Here is a 13,276-nt window from a genome sequence, read left to right on the forward strand (position 1 = left end):
TGGAATGCATGGCAGCTGTCACGATCATCGGTGGACACGGAAAAATCGCGCTGATCCTGGCGCGCGTCCTCAGCTCCCGGGGTGACACGGTCACCTCGTGGATCCGCAACCCGGACCACGCGTCGGAGGTGGCCGCGACCGGCGCGAAGCCCCTCGTGCTGGACATCGAGCAGGCATCGCGCGAGGAGATCGCGGCCGCGCTCGCCGGGTCCGACGCGGTGGTCTTCTCCGCGGGCGCGGGCGGCGGGAACCCCGAGCGCACCTACGCCGTGGACCGCGATGCCGCGATCCGGTCGATCCAGGCCGCCGAGCAGGCCGGGGCGAAACGCTACGTTATGGTCTCCTACCTCGGCGCCGCCCCCGATCACGGCGTGCCGGAGACGGACTCCTTCTTCCCCTACGCGGAGGCGAAGGCTGCCGCCGATGTGGCGCTGCGCGCCTCGGACCTGGACTGGACCGTACTGATGCCGGGCCGGCTCACCGTCGACGAGCCCACCGGTCGGGTGGATCCCGAGGCCGTGCGGTCCGCGGACAACCCGGGCACGTCGCGGGCGAACGTCGCGCTGGTCGCGGCCTCGGTGCTGGACCGGCCGGACACCGTCGGGAAGGACCTGCCCTTCACCGACGGCGAGACGGCGATCGAGAAGGCCTGGACCTAGAGACTATTCGGGCCCGGCACCGTCGTATCGACAGTGCCGGGCCCGAATGCCGTTCGCGTCAGCGCATCGCGGAGAGGATGTCCTGCACGCGGTCCTTGGCGTCGCCGAAGAGCATCGCCGAGTTCTCGCGGAAGAACAGCGGGTTCTGGACACCGGCGTAACCGGCGGCCATGGACCGCTTGAAGACGATCACGTTCTCGGCGTTCCAGACCTCGAGGACCGGCATGCCCGCGATGGGGCTGCTCGGATCCTCGGCCGCGGCCGGGTTCACGGTGTCATTGGCACCGATCACCAGGACCACGTCGGTCTCGGGGAAGTCGTCGTTGATCTCGTCCATCTCGAGCACCACGTCGTACGGCACCTTCGCCTCGGCGAGGAGCACGTTCATGTGGCCGGGCAGGCGCCCCGCCACCGGGTGGATGCCGAACCGGACGTTCACGCCCTTCTTCCGGAGCTCGCTGGTCAGCTCTGCCACGCCGTACTGCGCCTGCGCGACGGCCATGCCGTAGCCCGGGGTGATGACGACGGACTTCGCGCCGGAGAGGAGCTCGGCCACCTGCTCGGCGTTGACCTCGCGGTGCTCGCCGTAGTCGGTGTCGTCGGCCGGGCCGGCCTCGATGCCGAAGCCGCCCGCGATGACGGAGATGAACGAGCGGTTCATCGCCTTGCACATGATGTAGCTCAGGTACGCACCCGACGAACCGACGAGCGCACCGGTGACGATGAGCAGGTCGTTGTTCAGCAGGAAGCCGGACGCGGCCGCGGCCCAACCGGAGTAGCTGTTGAGCATCGAGATCACGACGGGCATGTCGCCGCCGCCGATCGAGGCCACCAGGTGCCAGCCCAGGAACAGGGCGAGCGCGGTGATGACGCCCAGCAGGATCAGGCCGGTGGTGTCGTCGTGCGCGTCCCGCGCCACGTACACGGCGGTGAGCACCACGAAGACGACGATCGAGCCGACGTTGATGATGTTCTTGCCGGGCAGCATGAGCGGCGCCGACTTCATCTTCGCCGACAGCTTCAGGTTGGCGACGATCGAGCCGGTGAAGGTGACCGCACCGATGAAGATGCCGATCGCGACCTCGGCCGCATGGATCCCGATCAGGGCGCCGTGGTCCGATTCCGGGATGCCCTCGAGGTGGGCGCCCTGCAGGGCGCCGTTCCAGCCGATGAGCACGGCCGCGAGGCCGACGAACGAGTGCAGCAGCGCGATCAGCTCGGGCATGCCCGTCATCTCGACGATGCGCGCGCGCCACAGGCCGATCAGCGCGCCGACCACGATGGCGCCCGCCATGAGGACGATCGGCAGCCAGGTGAGGTCGTAGTCCTCGAGGTCGAAGACCTTGTTCAGGGCGAGGGCGATGGTCGCGACCAGGGCGATGCCCATGCCGACGATGCCGTAGGTCAAGCCGCTCTTGGAGGACTCGTGCTTCGAGAGCCCCGCCAGCGAGAGGATGAACAGAAGCGATGCGACGATGTACGCCGCGGTAGCGACAGCGGTGATGGTCATGGCTCACGCCCCCTTGCTGAACATGGCGAGCATGCGGCGCGTGACCGCGAATCCACCGAAGATGTTGATCGAGGCGAGCAGGATCGCGACCGTCGCCAGGACCAGCACCGTGGTCTTGTCGCTCGCGATCTGCAGCAGCGCGCCGACCACGACCACGCCGGAGATGGCGTTGGTCACCGACATCAGCGGCGTGTGCAGCGCGTGCGCCACGTTGCCGATGACGTAGTAGCCGATGACGATCGCCAGCATGAGCACGGTGAAGTGCTGCGGCAGCGGGTTCGGCGAGAAGCTGATCAACAGCCCGAAGAGCACGGCACCGACGAGGGTGAGCGAGACCTTCTTGGAGGCCGACATCGGCTCCTTGACGGGCTTCGCCTCCGCCTCGGCGGCGGGCGCGGCCTTCGGCGCGGCCGAGACCTGCACGGGCGGCGGCGGGAACAGCAGCTCGCCCGCGCGGGTCACGGTGATCGAGCGCTGCACCGGATCCTCGAAGTCGAGCACGAGCTGCCCGTCCTTGCCCGGCGTGATCAGCTTGAGCAGGTTCACGAGGTTCGTGCCGTACAGCTGCGAGGCCTGCGCGGGCAGGCGACCGGCCAGATCGGTGTAGCCGATGATGGTGACGCCGTTCGGCGTGACGATCGCCTCGTCCTTGACGGCGCCCGCGACGTTGCCGCCGTTCGCCGCAGCCATATCGACGATGACGCTGCCGGGCTTCATCGACGCGACCATCTCCTCGGTGATGATCCGCGGCGCGGGGCGCCCGGGGATCAGAGCCGTGGTGATGATGATGTCGACGTCCTTGCACTGCTCGGCGTACAGCTGCGCCTCGCGTGCCTTGTAGTCGTCGTCCATCTCCTTGGCGTAGCCGGTGGCCGAGACCTCGGCCTGCTCGTTCGCGACGGAGAGGTACTCGCCGCCCAGCGAGGCGACCTGATCGGCCACCTCGGGACGCGGGTCGGTGGCGCGGACGATGGCGCCCAGCGAACCCGCGGCACCGATCGCGGCGAGGCCGGCGACGCCGGCGCCCACCACGAGCACCTTCGCCGGCGGGACCTTGCCGGCGGCCGTCACCTGACCGGTGAAGAACCGGCCGAAGACGTGCGCGGCCTCGACGACGGCGCGGTAGCCGGCGATGTTCGCCATCGACGACAGCACGTCCATCGACTGCGCGCGCGAGATACGCGGCACCGACTCCATGGCCAGCGCGGTCAGCTCCCGGCGGCGCAGGTCCTCGAGCAGGTCGGGGTTCTGTGCAGGGGCCAGGAGCCCGGCGACGGTCGCGCCCGGGCGGATGCCGTCGAGCTGCGCGGCCGACGGGGCGTTGACACCGAGGACGATGTCGGCGGCGCGAGCGTCACCGATCGTCGCGCCGGCCTCGACATAGGCCTCGTCCGCGAACGAGGACGCCGCACCGGCGCCCGAGTCCACGACCACGTCGTAGCCGAGCTTGATCAGCTGGGCCACCGTGGCGGGGGTTGCGGCGGCGCGGGTCTCGCCCGGGCGCGCCTCTTTCAAGACTCCGATGATCATGCGCAGCACTCCCACTGCCGACCCGCGGACGGGGTCATGGTCGGTCCACCGACGTTCATTGATTCGTTCCTGTCGTCCCTGCCGGGCCGCGCGGCTGCGCGCCCGGAGCTCCGGCACCGAGGCGACTTCATGCGCGTACGACCCCCGCCGCGGTGTGAACGGGGGCGATTTCACGCGGAAGGCCCGGGGTCGCCGGGCATCGCGAGGCCACGCTGGCCGCCTGATGCACAGAACAGTGGGCTGACCATAGCACGCCATAACTTACCCCTCGGTAGCCTCGTGGCGCGCATCACTACGAGGGGTTCCGCCCGTGCTCAGAGGCCTTCCGGAGGCTCCTCGCCCGGCAGATCGACGCTCATGTAGCGGTCGATCAGTGTCGCGAATGTGCGCAATTCCTCGCTGGACCAGTCGGCCGTGCGCGCGGCGATCCGGCGGCGCCATTCGCGGTCGGTTTCGGCGAGCACCTTCTCCGCGCGCTCGGTCAGTCGCAACTGCCGCGATCGCGGGCTCCGCGGGTCCACGTCGCGACGGATCAGGCCCCGTCGCTCGAGCCCCGCGAGCTGGCGGCTGGCGGTCGACTTGTCGATCGACACCGCCTCCGCGAGGTCCACCGCGCGGATCCCGGGGGACTCGTTCAGGACGAAGAGCAGGGTGAAGTCGACGTACGAGACCTCCGCGCCCACGAAGCGCGCGTCGCTGCGGATCCGCTTGGCCAGTCCCACGATCCCCCGGACGATGAGATCGACCTCGTCGGGGGTGGCCGGCGCCCCCGCATTCGGTGCGTCGTCCGTCGGCACCCCGGCGTGCGGGGCTTCGACGGACGACCGGCCGTCGGACATCAGTAGCCCCGGTCGGCGTCGATGACGGCGAGCGGCTCCATGTCGTTGGCGAACCGGCGGACGTTCACCTCGACGCGCGCGAGCAGCGCCGGGCGCAGGTGCTGCGGCGGGTTCGCGACGTGCGGAGTGATGATCGCGTTCGGGATCGACCACAGGGCGTGGCCGGCGGGGAGCGGCTCGGGATCGGTCACGTCGAGGGCGACGCCGCCGATCGCACCCGTGCGCAGGGCTTCCACCAGCGCGTCCGTGTCGATGAGCGAGCCGCGGGCCACGTTGACGATCCACGAATGGGGCTGCAGCTGCGCGAGCACCTCCGCGTTCACCAGGGCCCGGGTCTCCGCGGTCGACGGGGCCGCGAGGATCACGTGGTCGACGGCGGGCCACACCTCGTCGAGGCGGTCGGCGGTGACGACGACCGCGTCGGAGACCTCCGCCCCGGAACGGTTCACGGCGACGACCTTCACGCCGAGCCCGCGGAGCGTCGGAATGAGGTCGCGGCCGATGCCGCCCGCGCCGATGATCGCCACCGTCGTGCCGCCGAGCCTGCCCGTGCGCGCGGCGGCGCCGGCGGCGTCCCACTCGCTCTCGCGGTGCCAGAGCCCGCGGACGCCCGCGAGCAGCAGCGCGATCGCCTGCTCGGCGACGGTGCCGGAGTAGGCGCCCGCCGCGGAGGTGAAGACCACCTTCGGGTTGCGGGCGAGGACGCCGCTGTCGATGAAGCCCTCCACGCCGGCGAAGGGCAGCTGGACCCAGCGCACCGTCGGGGGCAGGTCGGGCAGGGCCGCGCGCGAGTCGGTCCAGACCAGGCCCGCGGCGCGGGCCAGTGGACCGGGCGCTCCCCCGCCCGCGGTGATCGCGGCGTCGAACTCGGGGTCGGGCTTCGGTCCCACGGCGATGACGGGCGCGTCGTCGAATGACATGCCGCAAAGCCTAATGAGCCCGCGTCGGCCCCGTGGCACTGCCGCGCCGATTCCTCTGTGAAAACTGAGACTTGTGTTACCTAGTGAGTCTCAAGTTAAGATTGAGACTATGTCGACGTCCTTCCTGCACCCCGCGCAGCCGCGTCTCGCCGCGCTCCGGCGCCGCTTCGACGCGACGCCGGTGGGCCGGCGACTCGACGAGGTGCGACCGACGACCACCTGGAAGGTGGTCAGCTCCGTGATCTACTCCGGCATCATCGCCGCACTGGTCATGGGGGCCGCCGTCCTCCTGCTGGGCGTCAGGCCCACGAGCCCGGAAGTGGCGTCGGTGAGCTCGGTCGAGGTGGGCGACTGCGTCACCGTCTCGGGCGGCAACGTGACCCGCACCGGCTGCGACGGCGACGGCGACGGCTTCAGCTTCGCAGTGGCGGAGAAGGCCGCGGCGAAGACGGCCTGCAGCCTCCCGAGCTATGCGCGCGTCGAGTCCGCGGGATCGGTTCTCTGCGTGGTCCCGAAGCTGACGCTGGGCAACTGCTACCAGGTCAAGCCCGACAAGGCCGCCACCACCGACATCCGCCCCGTCGACTGCCCGAGTGCACTGGGCAGCGCACCGCCGAACGTGATCCGGGTGATCGAGCGGGCAGCGGGCGCGCCGCTGACCTGCCGCGGCTCGGCGCCACTGAACTACTCCGCGCCGCAACGCGTCAGCTACTGCATCGCGCCGGTCACCTAGACCGGGAACGACGCCAGGAGGGGGCGGCCGGATCGATCCGGCCGCCCCCTCCTGCGTTCCATGGCTCCGCTCAGGCGTCGAGATCCTGCGCGACGAGGGCCGCGATCGCGTCGACGGTCGCGGAATCGGCGGATTCGACGGTGACCTCCACTCCCTGCTCGGCGCCGAGGGTCATGATCATCAACGCCGACCCGGCGTCCACCGGCTCGCCGCCGGCGACGGACAGGGTGACCTCGTGACCCGACTCGTTGACGGCGTTCGCGATCACGGCGGCGGGGCGGGCGTGCAGGCCGACGGCCGAACCGACGGTGACGGTGGTGCTGGGCATGTCTCTCCTCGTGGGTGGTGTACTCGTCGCGCCACCGGTCGGCGCGCGTGGTCAGGACCAGTATTACGCGGCGACGGCCGCGGGCTGTGCGGATTGGGCGGCAGCGGGGCTCCGGCCGACGGATTTCGCGGCGACGACCGCCACCGCGGCCACCACCACACCCGCCGCGAGGGCGAGCAGGAACTTCCACCACGTGCCGTTCATCGCGAACAGGACGAAGACGCCGCCGTGCGGCGCGCGCAGCTGGGCGCCGAGGGCCATGGACAGGCCGCCGGTCACCGCGCCGCCGAGCATCATCGACGGGATCACCCGCAGCGGGTCGGCCGCGGCGAACGGAATGGCGCCCTCGGAGATGAACGACGCTCCGAGGAACCACGCGGCCTTCCCGTTCTCCCGCTCCGGCTCGGTGAACAGGCGCGGGCGCAGGACGGTGGACGCGAGAGCGAGCGCCAGCGGCGGCACCATGCCGGCCGCCATCACCGCGGCCATCATCTCCCACTGCGGCACACCGGCGCCGGCGGCGCCGATGCCCGCGACCGCGAAGGCGTACGCCGCCTTGTTGACCGGGCCGCCGAGGTCGAAGCACATCATGAGGCCGAGGACCACGCCGAGCGCGATCTTGGAGCTGCCGCTCATCCCGTTGAGCGCGTCGGTCATCGCCTCGTTCACCCAGCGCAGCGGGCCGGCCAGGACCATGTACATCAGGCCACCCGTGATCAGCGTGGCGAACAGCGGAATGATCACCACCGGCATCAGGCCGCGGGCCCACTGCGGCAGCCGCAGCCTGCCGATCCACAGCGCGACCACGCCCGCCAGCAGGCCGCCCACGACGCCGCCGATGAAGCCGGCGCCCACCGTGCCCGCCAGCACGCCGGCGACGAATCCCGGTGCGAGGCCCGGACGATCGGCGATGGCGTAGGCGATGTAGCCCGCCAGCACCGCGACCATGAGACTCATGGCGGCGGCGCCGGTCGCGTTGCTGACCGCACCGAGGTACATGCGCAGCCCGCCGTCCGGCAGGTTCCACAGCGAATTGTGCAGCGCGATGTACTGGGCGTTCGACATCCCGCTGTCGCCGTGATCGCTGCCGATCTCGTAACCGGCCAGCAGGAAGCCGAGCGCGATGAGCAGCCCGCCCGCCGCGACGAACGGGATCATGTAGCTCACGCCCGTGAGCAGGGCGCGCTTGAGCTGCCCGCCGAGACCCAGCTGCGCGGGCGCCGATTCGGTGCTCGCGGAGGCAGATCCGTCGACCTTGGCTGCATGCGGATCCGATGCCGCGGCGACCGCCTCCGCGATCATGGCGTCGGGCTCGTTGATGCCGCGCTTGACGCCCGCAGTGATCACCGGCTTCCCGGCGAAGCGCTCGCGGCCCTTGACGCCCACGTCGGTCGCGAAGATCACCGCACCCGCGTCGGCGATGGTCTGCGCCGCGAGCGGCGTGGAGCCTGAGGAGCCCTGTGTCTCGACGGTGAGCGTCACGCCCGCGCGCTCGGCGGCCAGCTTGAGCGAGTCCGCGGCCATGTAGGTGTGCGCGATCCCCGTGGGGCAGGCAGTGATCGCCACCAGCGAGGGGCGGCCCGACGGTGCGCCGTCGCTCCCGTCCGCCGGCGCGGCAGCCGCGGCGGACGCCTCGGGCTTCGGCTCCGCGGGCTTCGGGGTGATTACCTCGTCGACGAGGGCGACCACCTCCTCCGGCGTGGACGCGGCGCGCAGCGATGCGGTGAACTCCGGCCGCACCAGCGCGCGGGCGAGCGCACTGAGCAGCTTCATGTGCTGCGATCCACCGGACTCCGGTGCGGCGATGAGGAAGACCAGATCCGCGCCGCCGTCCGGGGCCCCGAAATCGACCTTCGGATCGAGCCGCGCGAAGCCGAGGCTCGCGGTCGTGACGGCCGCGCTGCGGCAGTGCGGAATGGCGATACCGCCGGGCAGCCCGGTCGCGGACTGCGCCTCGCGGGCGAGCGCCGCCTCGACGAGGCCTTCCACGGAGGTGGACCGGCCGGCCTCGGTGATGCGCGCTGCGAGGTAGCCGATCACCTCGGTCTTGTCGGTACCGGCCGAGACGTCGAGCGCGACCAGTTCGGGCGCGATGATCGATGCGGACATGGGATCTCCGGTTCTGCTGGTGGATCGGGTGGATCGAGGAGGAACTACAGGGCGGTGACCCGCACGTCGGCGACGGCGAGTTCCTCCGGTCGGGGCGCCTGGGTGCCCGGCAGTGCTGCGGCCGCGGCGCCGTAGGCCACCGCGAGGGAGAGTCGTTCCGGCGGCGTGGCGCCCCGGGTGTGGGCGATGAGGTAGCCGGCGAGCGAGCTGTCGCCCGCGCCGACCGTGCTGCGCACCGTGACGGCGGGCGGCACCGCCACCCACGCCCCCTCTCGGCCGACCAGGAGCGCCCCCGCTGCGCCGAGGGTCGCCAGCACGGTCGCGCCGGTCCTCCGATGGAGGTCGTCGGCGGCGGCGCGGGCGGGACCGAGGTCGCCTGCGGCAGCATGGGATTCGAGTCCGGCTCCGGCCTCCGCACCGAGCCCGGCGAGCTCGGCGAGCTCCTCCGCGTTCGGCTTGAGCAGCGCTACGCCGGGCACCGCGGAGGCGGCGAGCGCGGCACCCGAGGTGTCGACGGCGAGGAGCGGACCGTCGGGCCGGGAACCGAGGCGCTGCGCCAGACCCGCGTACCAGTCGTCGGGGACGCCGGGCGGGAGCGAGCCGCAGAGAGCGAGCCACGCGGCGCCGTCGGCGGCGGAAACGATGACGTCCTCGAGCGACCCGAGGACCTCCGGCGGCAGCGGCGCACCCGGCGCATTGAGCTTGGTGGTGGTCCCGTCGGGCTCGGCGACGGTGATGTTGCTGCGCACCTCGTGGCCTACCGGGACCGGGATCGCGGGCACGCCGAGCCGCGCGAGGCCCACGAGCAGCGGATCCCCCTGATCGGAGGGGACCACGGCGACGGTCCCCTCCCCCGCCGCATGCACGACGCGGGAGACGTTGACGCCCTTGCCGCCCGGGTCGGCGGCGGCGCCCACGGCGCGCTGCACCGCGCCGCGGTGCAGTGGCCCGCCCAGCGCGACCAGGCGGTCCAGGCTCGGGTTGACGGTGACGGTGACGATCATCGGGCGGCCACCTCGACGGCGACGCCGTGGTCCGCGAGGGCGGACGCGAGCGGGCCGCTGGGCGGCGCGTCGGTGACGAGGACGTCGACCTGATCGAGACCGGCGAAGGCGACGAGGCTCTCGCGGGAGAACTTGGAGGAGTCGACGACGAGGACCACGAAGTCGGCGGCGCGGACCATCGCGGTCTTCACGGCGGCCTCGTCGGCGTCGGGCGTGGAGAGCCCGCGCTCGGCACTGATGCCGTTGGCGCCGAGGATCGCCACGTCGGTACGCAGGCCCGCGATCTCGGCCACCGTGCTCGCGCCGACCGCGGCCTGCGTGAGTCCGCGGACGCGGCCGCCGAGCAGCCGCAGTTCCACGGCCTCGCGGGTGGAGAGCGCGGCGGCCACGGGGACGGAGTTCGTGATCGCCGTGATGTGCAGGTTGGCCGGGACCTCGCGGGCCGCGCCGATCGTGGTGGTGCCCGCGTCGAACAGCACCGATCCCCCGGCGGGCGGGAGGAAGCGCCGCGCGGCGGCGCCGATCGCGCGCTTCGCCTCGGCGTTGGTGCCCTCGCGCTCCCCCAACCCCGATTCGGCGCCGGCGAGGACGCCCGCCGCGACCACGCCGCCGTGCACGCGACGCACACCGCCGAGCCGCTCGAGCGCGTCCAGGTCACGACGCACCGTCTCCGGGGTCACGTCGAACCGCTCGGCCAGTTCCATGACCGACGCGCGGCCGCGGCCGCCGACCAGTTCACTGATCGCGCGCTGTCGTTCCTCCGCGTACATGACCCCTCCGAGTTCGTGGGTTTCTGTGGTTATGGATTTGATTTTTCTGTTTTTACGCCTGATTGTGTTGACAAGTCAAGAGGATTTCGTAATCTGGGTCACATGACTTCGCAGCAGTCGCCCGCACGCGACCTTCTCGTCCTGAGCGGCACCCCCGTCGTGCCCGGGGTCGCCTACGCCCCCGTCATGTGGCCCGGCGCCCGCCCCGAGGTTCCGCCCGCCGTCGACGTGCCCGAGGACGACCGGGACGCCGAGGCCGCCCGGTTCTCCAGCGCTGCACAGACGGTCGCGGACCGGCTCCGGACCCGCGCGGCGCAGGCCCAGGGCGCGGCCGCCGAGGTGCTCGGCGCGAACGCCGGCCTCGCCTCCGACAAGGCCTGGATCGGAACCACCGAGAAGCTGATCCGGGCCGGCACCCCGGCCGCGAACGCCGTCGCCGCCGCGACCGAGCAGTTCGCGGACATGTTCACCAAGCTCGGGGGCCTCATGGCGGAGCGCGTGACCGATCTGCGCGATGTGCGCGACCGCGTCGTCGCAGAACTGCTCGGGAGCCCCGAGCCCGGCGTGCCCGTCCCGGACGCACCGTCGATCCTGCTGGCCGATGATCTGGCACCGGCCGACACCGCGGGCCTCGATCCCACGCTGATCGTGGGCATCGGCACCCGGCTCGGCGGCGCGACCAGCCACACCGCGATCATCGCCCGGCAGCTCGGGATCCCCTGCATCGTCGGCCTAACACAGGCCGGCACCGTCGACGCGGGCACGCCCGTGCTGCTCGACGGCGGGGCGGGCACCGTCACCGTCGCCCCGGACGAGGGCGAGGCGCGCCTCCTCGTGGCCGAATCGGAGCGGGAGGCGGCCGAGATCGCGCGGTGGCGCGGGCCCGGTCACACGTCCGACGGTGCGGCGATCGCCGTCCTGGCCAACGTCCAGGACGGGGCCACCGCGCGGAGCGCCGCCGAGCGGCAGGTGGAGGGCGTGGGCCTGTTCCGCACCGAACTCGCCTTCCTCGACCGCGCCGACGAGCCCTCCGTCGATGAGCAGGCCGCGCTCTACCGCGAGGTGATCGACGCCTTCCCTGGGCGGAAAGTGGTCATCCGGACGCTGGACGCGGGCTCGGACAAGCCGCTGAAGTTCGTGGACCACGGCGATGAGGAGAACCCCGCGCTGGGCGTGCGCGGCATCCGCATCGCCGAGGGCGATCCCGGCCTGCTGGAGCGCCAGCTGGACGCGATCGCGGCGGCGGCCGAGGGCGCGCAGTCCGCGCCCTGGGTGATGGCGCCGATGATCGCGACCGCCGCGGAGGCCCGCGACTTCGCCGCGCAGTGCCGCTCGCGCGGCCTGGTCGCCGGCGTGATGGTGGAGGTGCCGGCCGTGGCGCTGTGCGCCGACGCCGTGCTCGCCGAGGTGGACTTCGTCTCGATCGGCACCAACGACCTGACCCAGTACGCCATGGCCGCCGACCGGATGAGCACGGAGCTCGCCGCCCTCACCGATCCGTGGCAGCCCGCGGTGCTCCGGTTGATCGAGCTCACTGGTCGGGCGGGCACGGCGGCGGGCAAGCCCGTCGGGGTGTGCGGCGAAGCCGCGGCCGATCCCCTGCTCGCGTGCGTCCTGGTGGGCCTGGGCATCACCTCACTGTCGTGCGCGGCGGGCGCAGCGGCGGCGGTGGGGGCGCGAGTCGGCGGCGTGACGCTCCAGCAGTGCCGCTGGGCCGCGGAGGCCGCGCTCGCCGCGACGGACCCGCAGGCGGCGCGGGAGGCGGCCAGGTCCGCATTGTCCTGAAAGCTGTCGGTTCCGAGTGCTACACCTTCAGGGGTACCGGGCGCAGCGGGCGTCCGGGCGCTGAGGCGAGGAGCCGCCATGATCGACCACTTCGGAATCAACTGCGCCGACCTGGACGCCGCGAAACGGTTCTACGACGGGGTGCTGGCGGTGCTCGGTTCGCGCCGGGTCAAGGACTTCGACGTGGCCGTGGGCTACGGCGTCGAGCAGCCGGTGTTCTGGATCTCCGGCGCCGCCGAGAGCACGTCGAACCGGGAGGCCCACATCGCCTTCGCTGCGCCCGACACGGCCACCGTGGACGCCTTCCACGCCGCGGCGCTCGAGCTCGGGGCGGAGTCGCTGCACGCCCCGCGGCTGTGGCCCGAGTACCACCCCGGCTACTACGGCGCTTTCGTCCGGGACCCGGACGGCAACAACGTGGAGGCGGTCTTCCGCGGGGCCGCCTGACATCGGTCATCCAGGGATGTTCCTGGACGTTCCGGGCGGATTCGCAGGCACAGGAATACATCGGACTGCGGTCCGGTTATGCTCGGTGAGTCGTGAGAGTCCACACCAACGAAGGAGCATCCTCATGAGCAACGTCCTCCCCGCCGGCACCTACGTCGTCGACCCGGTCCACTCGTCCGTCGAGTTCTCCGTCCGCCACCTCATGGTCAGCAAGGTCAAGGGCCGGTTCGACGACTTCTCCGGCACCATCACCGTGGCCGAGGACGGCACCGCCTCGCTGCAGGCCGAGGTCGACGTGACGTCCGTGAACACCCGCAACGCCCAGCGCGATGCGCACATCCGCACCGCGGACTTCTTCGACGCCGAGAACCACCCGAAGGCCGTCTTCATCTCGACCGGCGTCGCGGGGAAGGGCTCGAACTACGTCCTGAACGGCGAGCTGACGCTGCGCGGCGTCACCAAGCCCGTGCAGTTCGACCTCGAGTTCCTCGGCACCAACCCCGGCATGGGCCAGGGTGGCTATGACAGCTTGAAGAGGCCCCGGCTCGACGGCTAGACCTGGCCCCGTTTGCGACTCGCCGGTGGTGTTGCGACGGTTTGATCTGGCCCCACCTGATGGTTGCTCGTGAACATCGTTTCCGA

Annotated in this window: 12 protein-coding genes and 1 pseudogene; 5 read left to right on the forward strand and 8 right to left on the reverse strand. The window is 71.7% G+C overall.

What is annotated here, in order from left to right:
- Window positions 1-8: 8 nt before the first annotated feature.
- Window positions 9-659, forward strand: a complete 651-nt coding sequence (locus FK268_RS19855; RefSeq protein WP_146437191.1) for an SDR family oxidoreductase — start codon at window positions 9-11, stop codon at window positions 657-659.
- A gap of 58 nt (window positions 660-717) precedes the next feature.
- On the opposite strand, the gene pntB is transcribed toward FK268_RS19855, so the two are convergent.
- The 4 genes from pntB to FK268_RS19875 form a co-directional block, all read right to left on the reverse strand.
- Window positions 718-2,169, reverse strand: a complete 1,452-nt coding sequence (gene pntB, locus FK268_RS19860) for a Re/Si-specific NAD(P)(+) transhydrogenase subunit beta (RefSeq protein WP_146437192.1) — start codon at window positions 2,167-2,169, stop codon at window positions 718-720.
- 3 nt (window positions 2,170-2,172) lie between these two features.
- Window positions 2,173-3,699: a Re/Si-specific NAD(P)(+) transhydrogenase subunit alpha gene (locus FK268_RS19865; RefSeq protein WP_146437193.1), complete on the reverse strand. Its 1,527-nt coding sequence runs from the start codon at window positions 3,697-3,699 to the stop codon at window positions 2,173-2,175.
- 314 nt (window positions 3,700-4,013) lie between these two features.
- Window positions 4,014-4,538 carry a MarR family winged helix-turn-helix transcriptional regulator gene (locus FK268_RS19870; protein WP_146437194.1) on the reverse strand — a complete coding sequence of 175 codons (525 nt, stop codon included), beginning with the start codon at window positions 4,536-4,538 and terminating at the stop codon, window positions 4,014-4,016.
- A complete protein-coding gene (locus tag FK268_RS19875; RefSeq protein WP_146437195.1) occupies window positions 4,538-5,458 on the reverse strand; it encodes a D-isomer specific 2-hydroxyacid dehydrogenase family protein in 921 nt (306 codons plus the stop codon). Before FK268_RS19875 ends, FK268_RS19870 begins: the two co-directional genes overlap by 1 nt.
- Before the next feature lie 109 nt (window positions 5,459-5,567).
- Between FK268_RS19875 and FK268_RS19880 the strand changes: the two genes are divergently transcribed.
- The gene (locus FK268_RS19880; RefSeq protein WP_146437196.1) at window positions 5,568-6,191 is read left to right on the forward strand and encodes a hypothetical protein; all 624 of its coding nucleotides are present in this window, start codon (window positions 5,568-5,570) and stop codon (window positions 6,189-6,191) included.
- A gap of 70 nt (window positions 6,192-6,261) precedes the next feature.
- On the opposite strand, the gene FK268_RS19885 is transcribed toward FK268_RS19880, so the two are convergent.
- The 4 genes from FK268_RS19885 to FK268_RS19900 all read right to left on the reverse strand — a co-directional run bounded on the left by FK268_RS19885 (window position 6,262) and on the right by FK268_RS19900 (window position 10,402).
- A complete protein-coding gene (locus tag FK268_RS19885) occupies window positions 6,262-6,519 on the reverse strand; it encodes an HPr family phosphocarrier protein (protein WP_146437197.1) in 258 nt (85 codons plus the stop codon).
- Between the two features lie 63 nt (window positions 6,520-6,582).
- Window positions 6,583-8,628 (reverse strand): PTS fructose transporter subunit IIABC, encoded by a 2,046-nt coding sequence (locus tag FK268_RS19890; RefSeq protein WP_146437198.1) that lies wholly within the window; start codon window positions 8,626-8,628, stop codon window positions 6,583-6,585.
- 44 nt (window positions 8,629-8,672) lie between these two features.
- Window positions 8,673-9,632, reverse strand: a complete 960-nt coding sequence (locus FK268_RS19895; protein WP_146437199.1) for a 1-phosphofructokinase family hexose kinase — start codon at window positions 9,630-9,632, stop codon at window positions 8,673-8,675.
- Window positions 9,629-10,402, reverse strand: coding sequence for a DeoR/GlpR family DNA-binding transcription regulator (locus tag FK268_RS19900; RefSeq protein WP_146437200.1), 774 nt, complete (start codon window positions 10,400-10,402; stop codon window positions 9,629-9,631). The genes FK268_RS19895 and FK268_RS19900 overlap by 4 nt, the downstream gene beginning before the upstream one ends.
- A gap of 102 nt (window positions 10,403-10,504) precedes the next feature.
- Here FK268_RS19900 and ptsP point away from each other — a divergent pair, with 102 nt between their 5' ends.
- From ptsP to FK268_RS19915, 3 genes and pseudogenes are all read left to right on the forward strand, one after another.
- Complete coding sequence (gene ptsP / locus FK268_RS19905; RefSeq protein ID WP_146437201.1) at window positions 10,505-12,187, forward strand: phosphoenolpyruvate--protein phosphotransferase; 1,683 nt, start codon at window positions 10,505-10,507, stop codon at window positions 12,185-12,187.
- Window positions 12,188-12,265: 78 nt separating this feature from the next.
- Window positions 12,266-12,634 (forward strand): VOC family protein, encoded by a 369-nt coding sequence (locus FK268_RS19910; protein WP_146437202.1) that lies wholly within the window; start codon window positions 12,266-12,268, stop codon window positions 12,632-12,634.
- Window positions 12,635-12,758: 124 nt separating this feature from the next.
- Window positions 12,759-13,151, forward strand: a pseudogene (locus FK268_RS19915) (YceI family protein); the annotation flags it as partial.
- Window positions 13,152-13,276: the final 125 nt, after the last annotated feature.

This window comes from Tsukamurella sputi (assembly GCF_007858445.1).
Lineage (GTDB): Bacteria > Actinomycetota > Actinomycetes > Mycobacteriales > Mycobacteriaceae > Tsukamurella > Tsukamurella sputi.

Bases quoted from the DNA above. Each gene is read 5' to 3' on its own strand.
- FK268_RS19885 (WP_146437197.1), bottom strand. From the start codon at position 6,519: ATGCCCAGCACCACCGTCACCGTCGGTTCGGCCGTCGGCCTGCACGCC.
- FK268_RS19900 (WP_146437200.1), bottom strand. From the start codon at position 10,402: ATGTACGCGGAGGAACGACAGCGCGCGATCAGTGAACTGGTCGGCGGC.
- FK268_RS19875 (WP_146437195.1), bottom strand. From the start codon at position 5,458: ATGTCATTCGACGACGCGCCCGTCATCGCCGTGGGACCGAAGCCCGAC.
- pntB (WP_146437192.1), bottom strand. From the start codon at position 2,169: ATGACCATCACCGCTGTCGCTACCGCGGCGTACATCGTCGCATCGCTT.
- FK268_RS19910 (WP_146437202.1), top strand. From the start codon at position 12,266: ATGATCGACCACTTCGGAATCAACTGCGCCGACCTGGACGCCGCGAAA.
- FK268_RS19890 (WP_146437198.1), bottom strand. From the start codon at position 8,628: ATGTCCGCATCGATCATCGCGCCCGAACTGGTCGCGCTCGACGTCTCG.
- FK268_RS19895 (WP_146437199.1), bottom strand. From the start codon at position 9,632: ATGATCGTCACCGTCACCGTCAACCCGAGCCTGGACCGCCTGGTCGCG.
- FK268_RS19865 (WP_146437193.1), bottom strand. From the start codon at position 3,699: ATGATCATCGGAGTCTTGAAAGAGGCGCGCCCGGGCGAGACCCGCGCC.
- FK268_RS19870 (WP_146437194.1), bottom strand. From the start codon at position 4,538: ATGTCCGACGGCCGGTCGTCCGTCGAAGCCCCGCACGCCGGGGTGCCG.
- ptsP (WP_146437201.1), top strand. From the start codon at position 10,505: ATGACTTCGCAGCAGTCGCCCGCACGCGACCTTCTCGTCCTGAGCGGC.
- FK268_RS19855 (WP_146437191.1), top strand. From the start codon at position 9: ATGGCAGCTGTCACGATCATCGGTGGACACGGAAAAATCGCGCTGATC.
- FK268_RS19880 (WP_146437196.1), top strand. From the start codon at position 5,568: ATGTCGACGTCCTTCCTGCACCCCGCGCAGCCGCGTCTCGCCGCGCTC.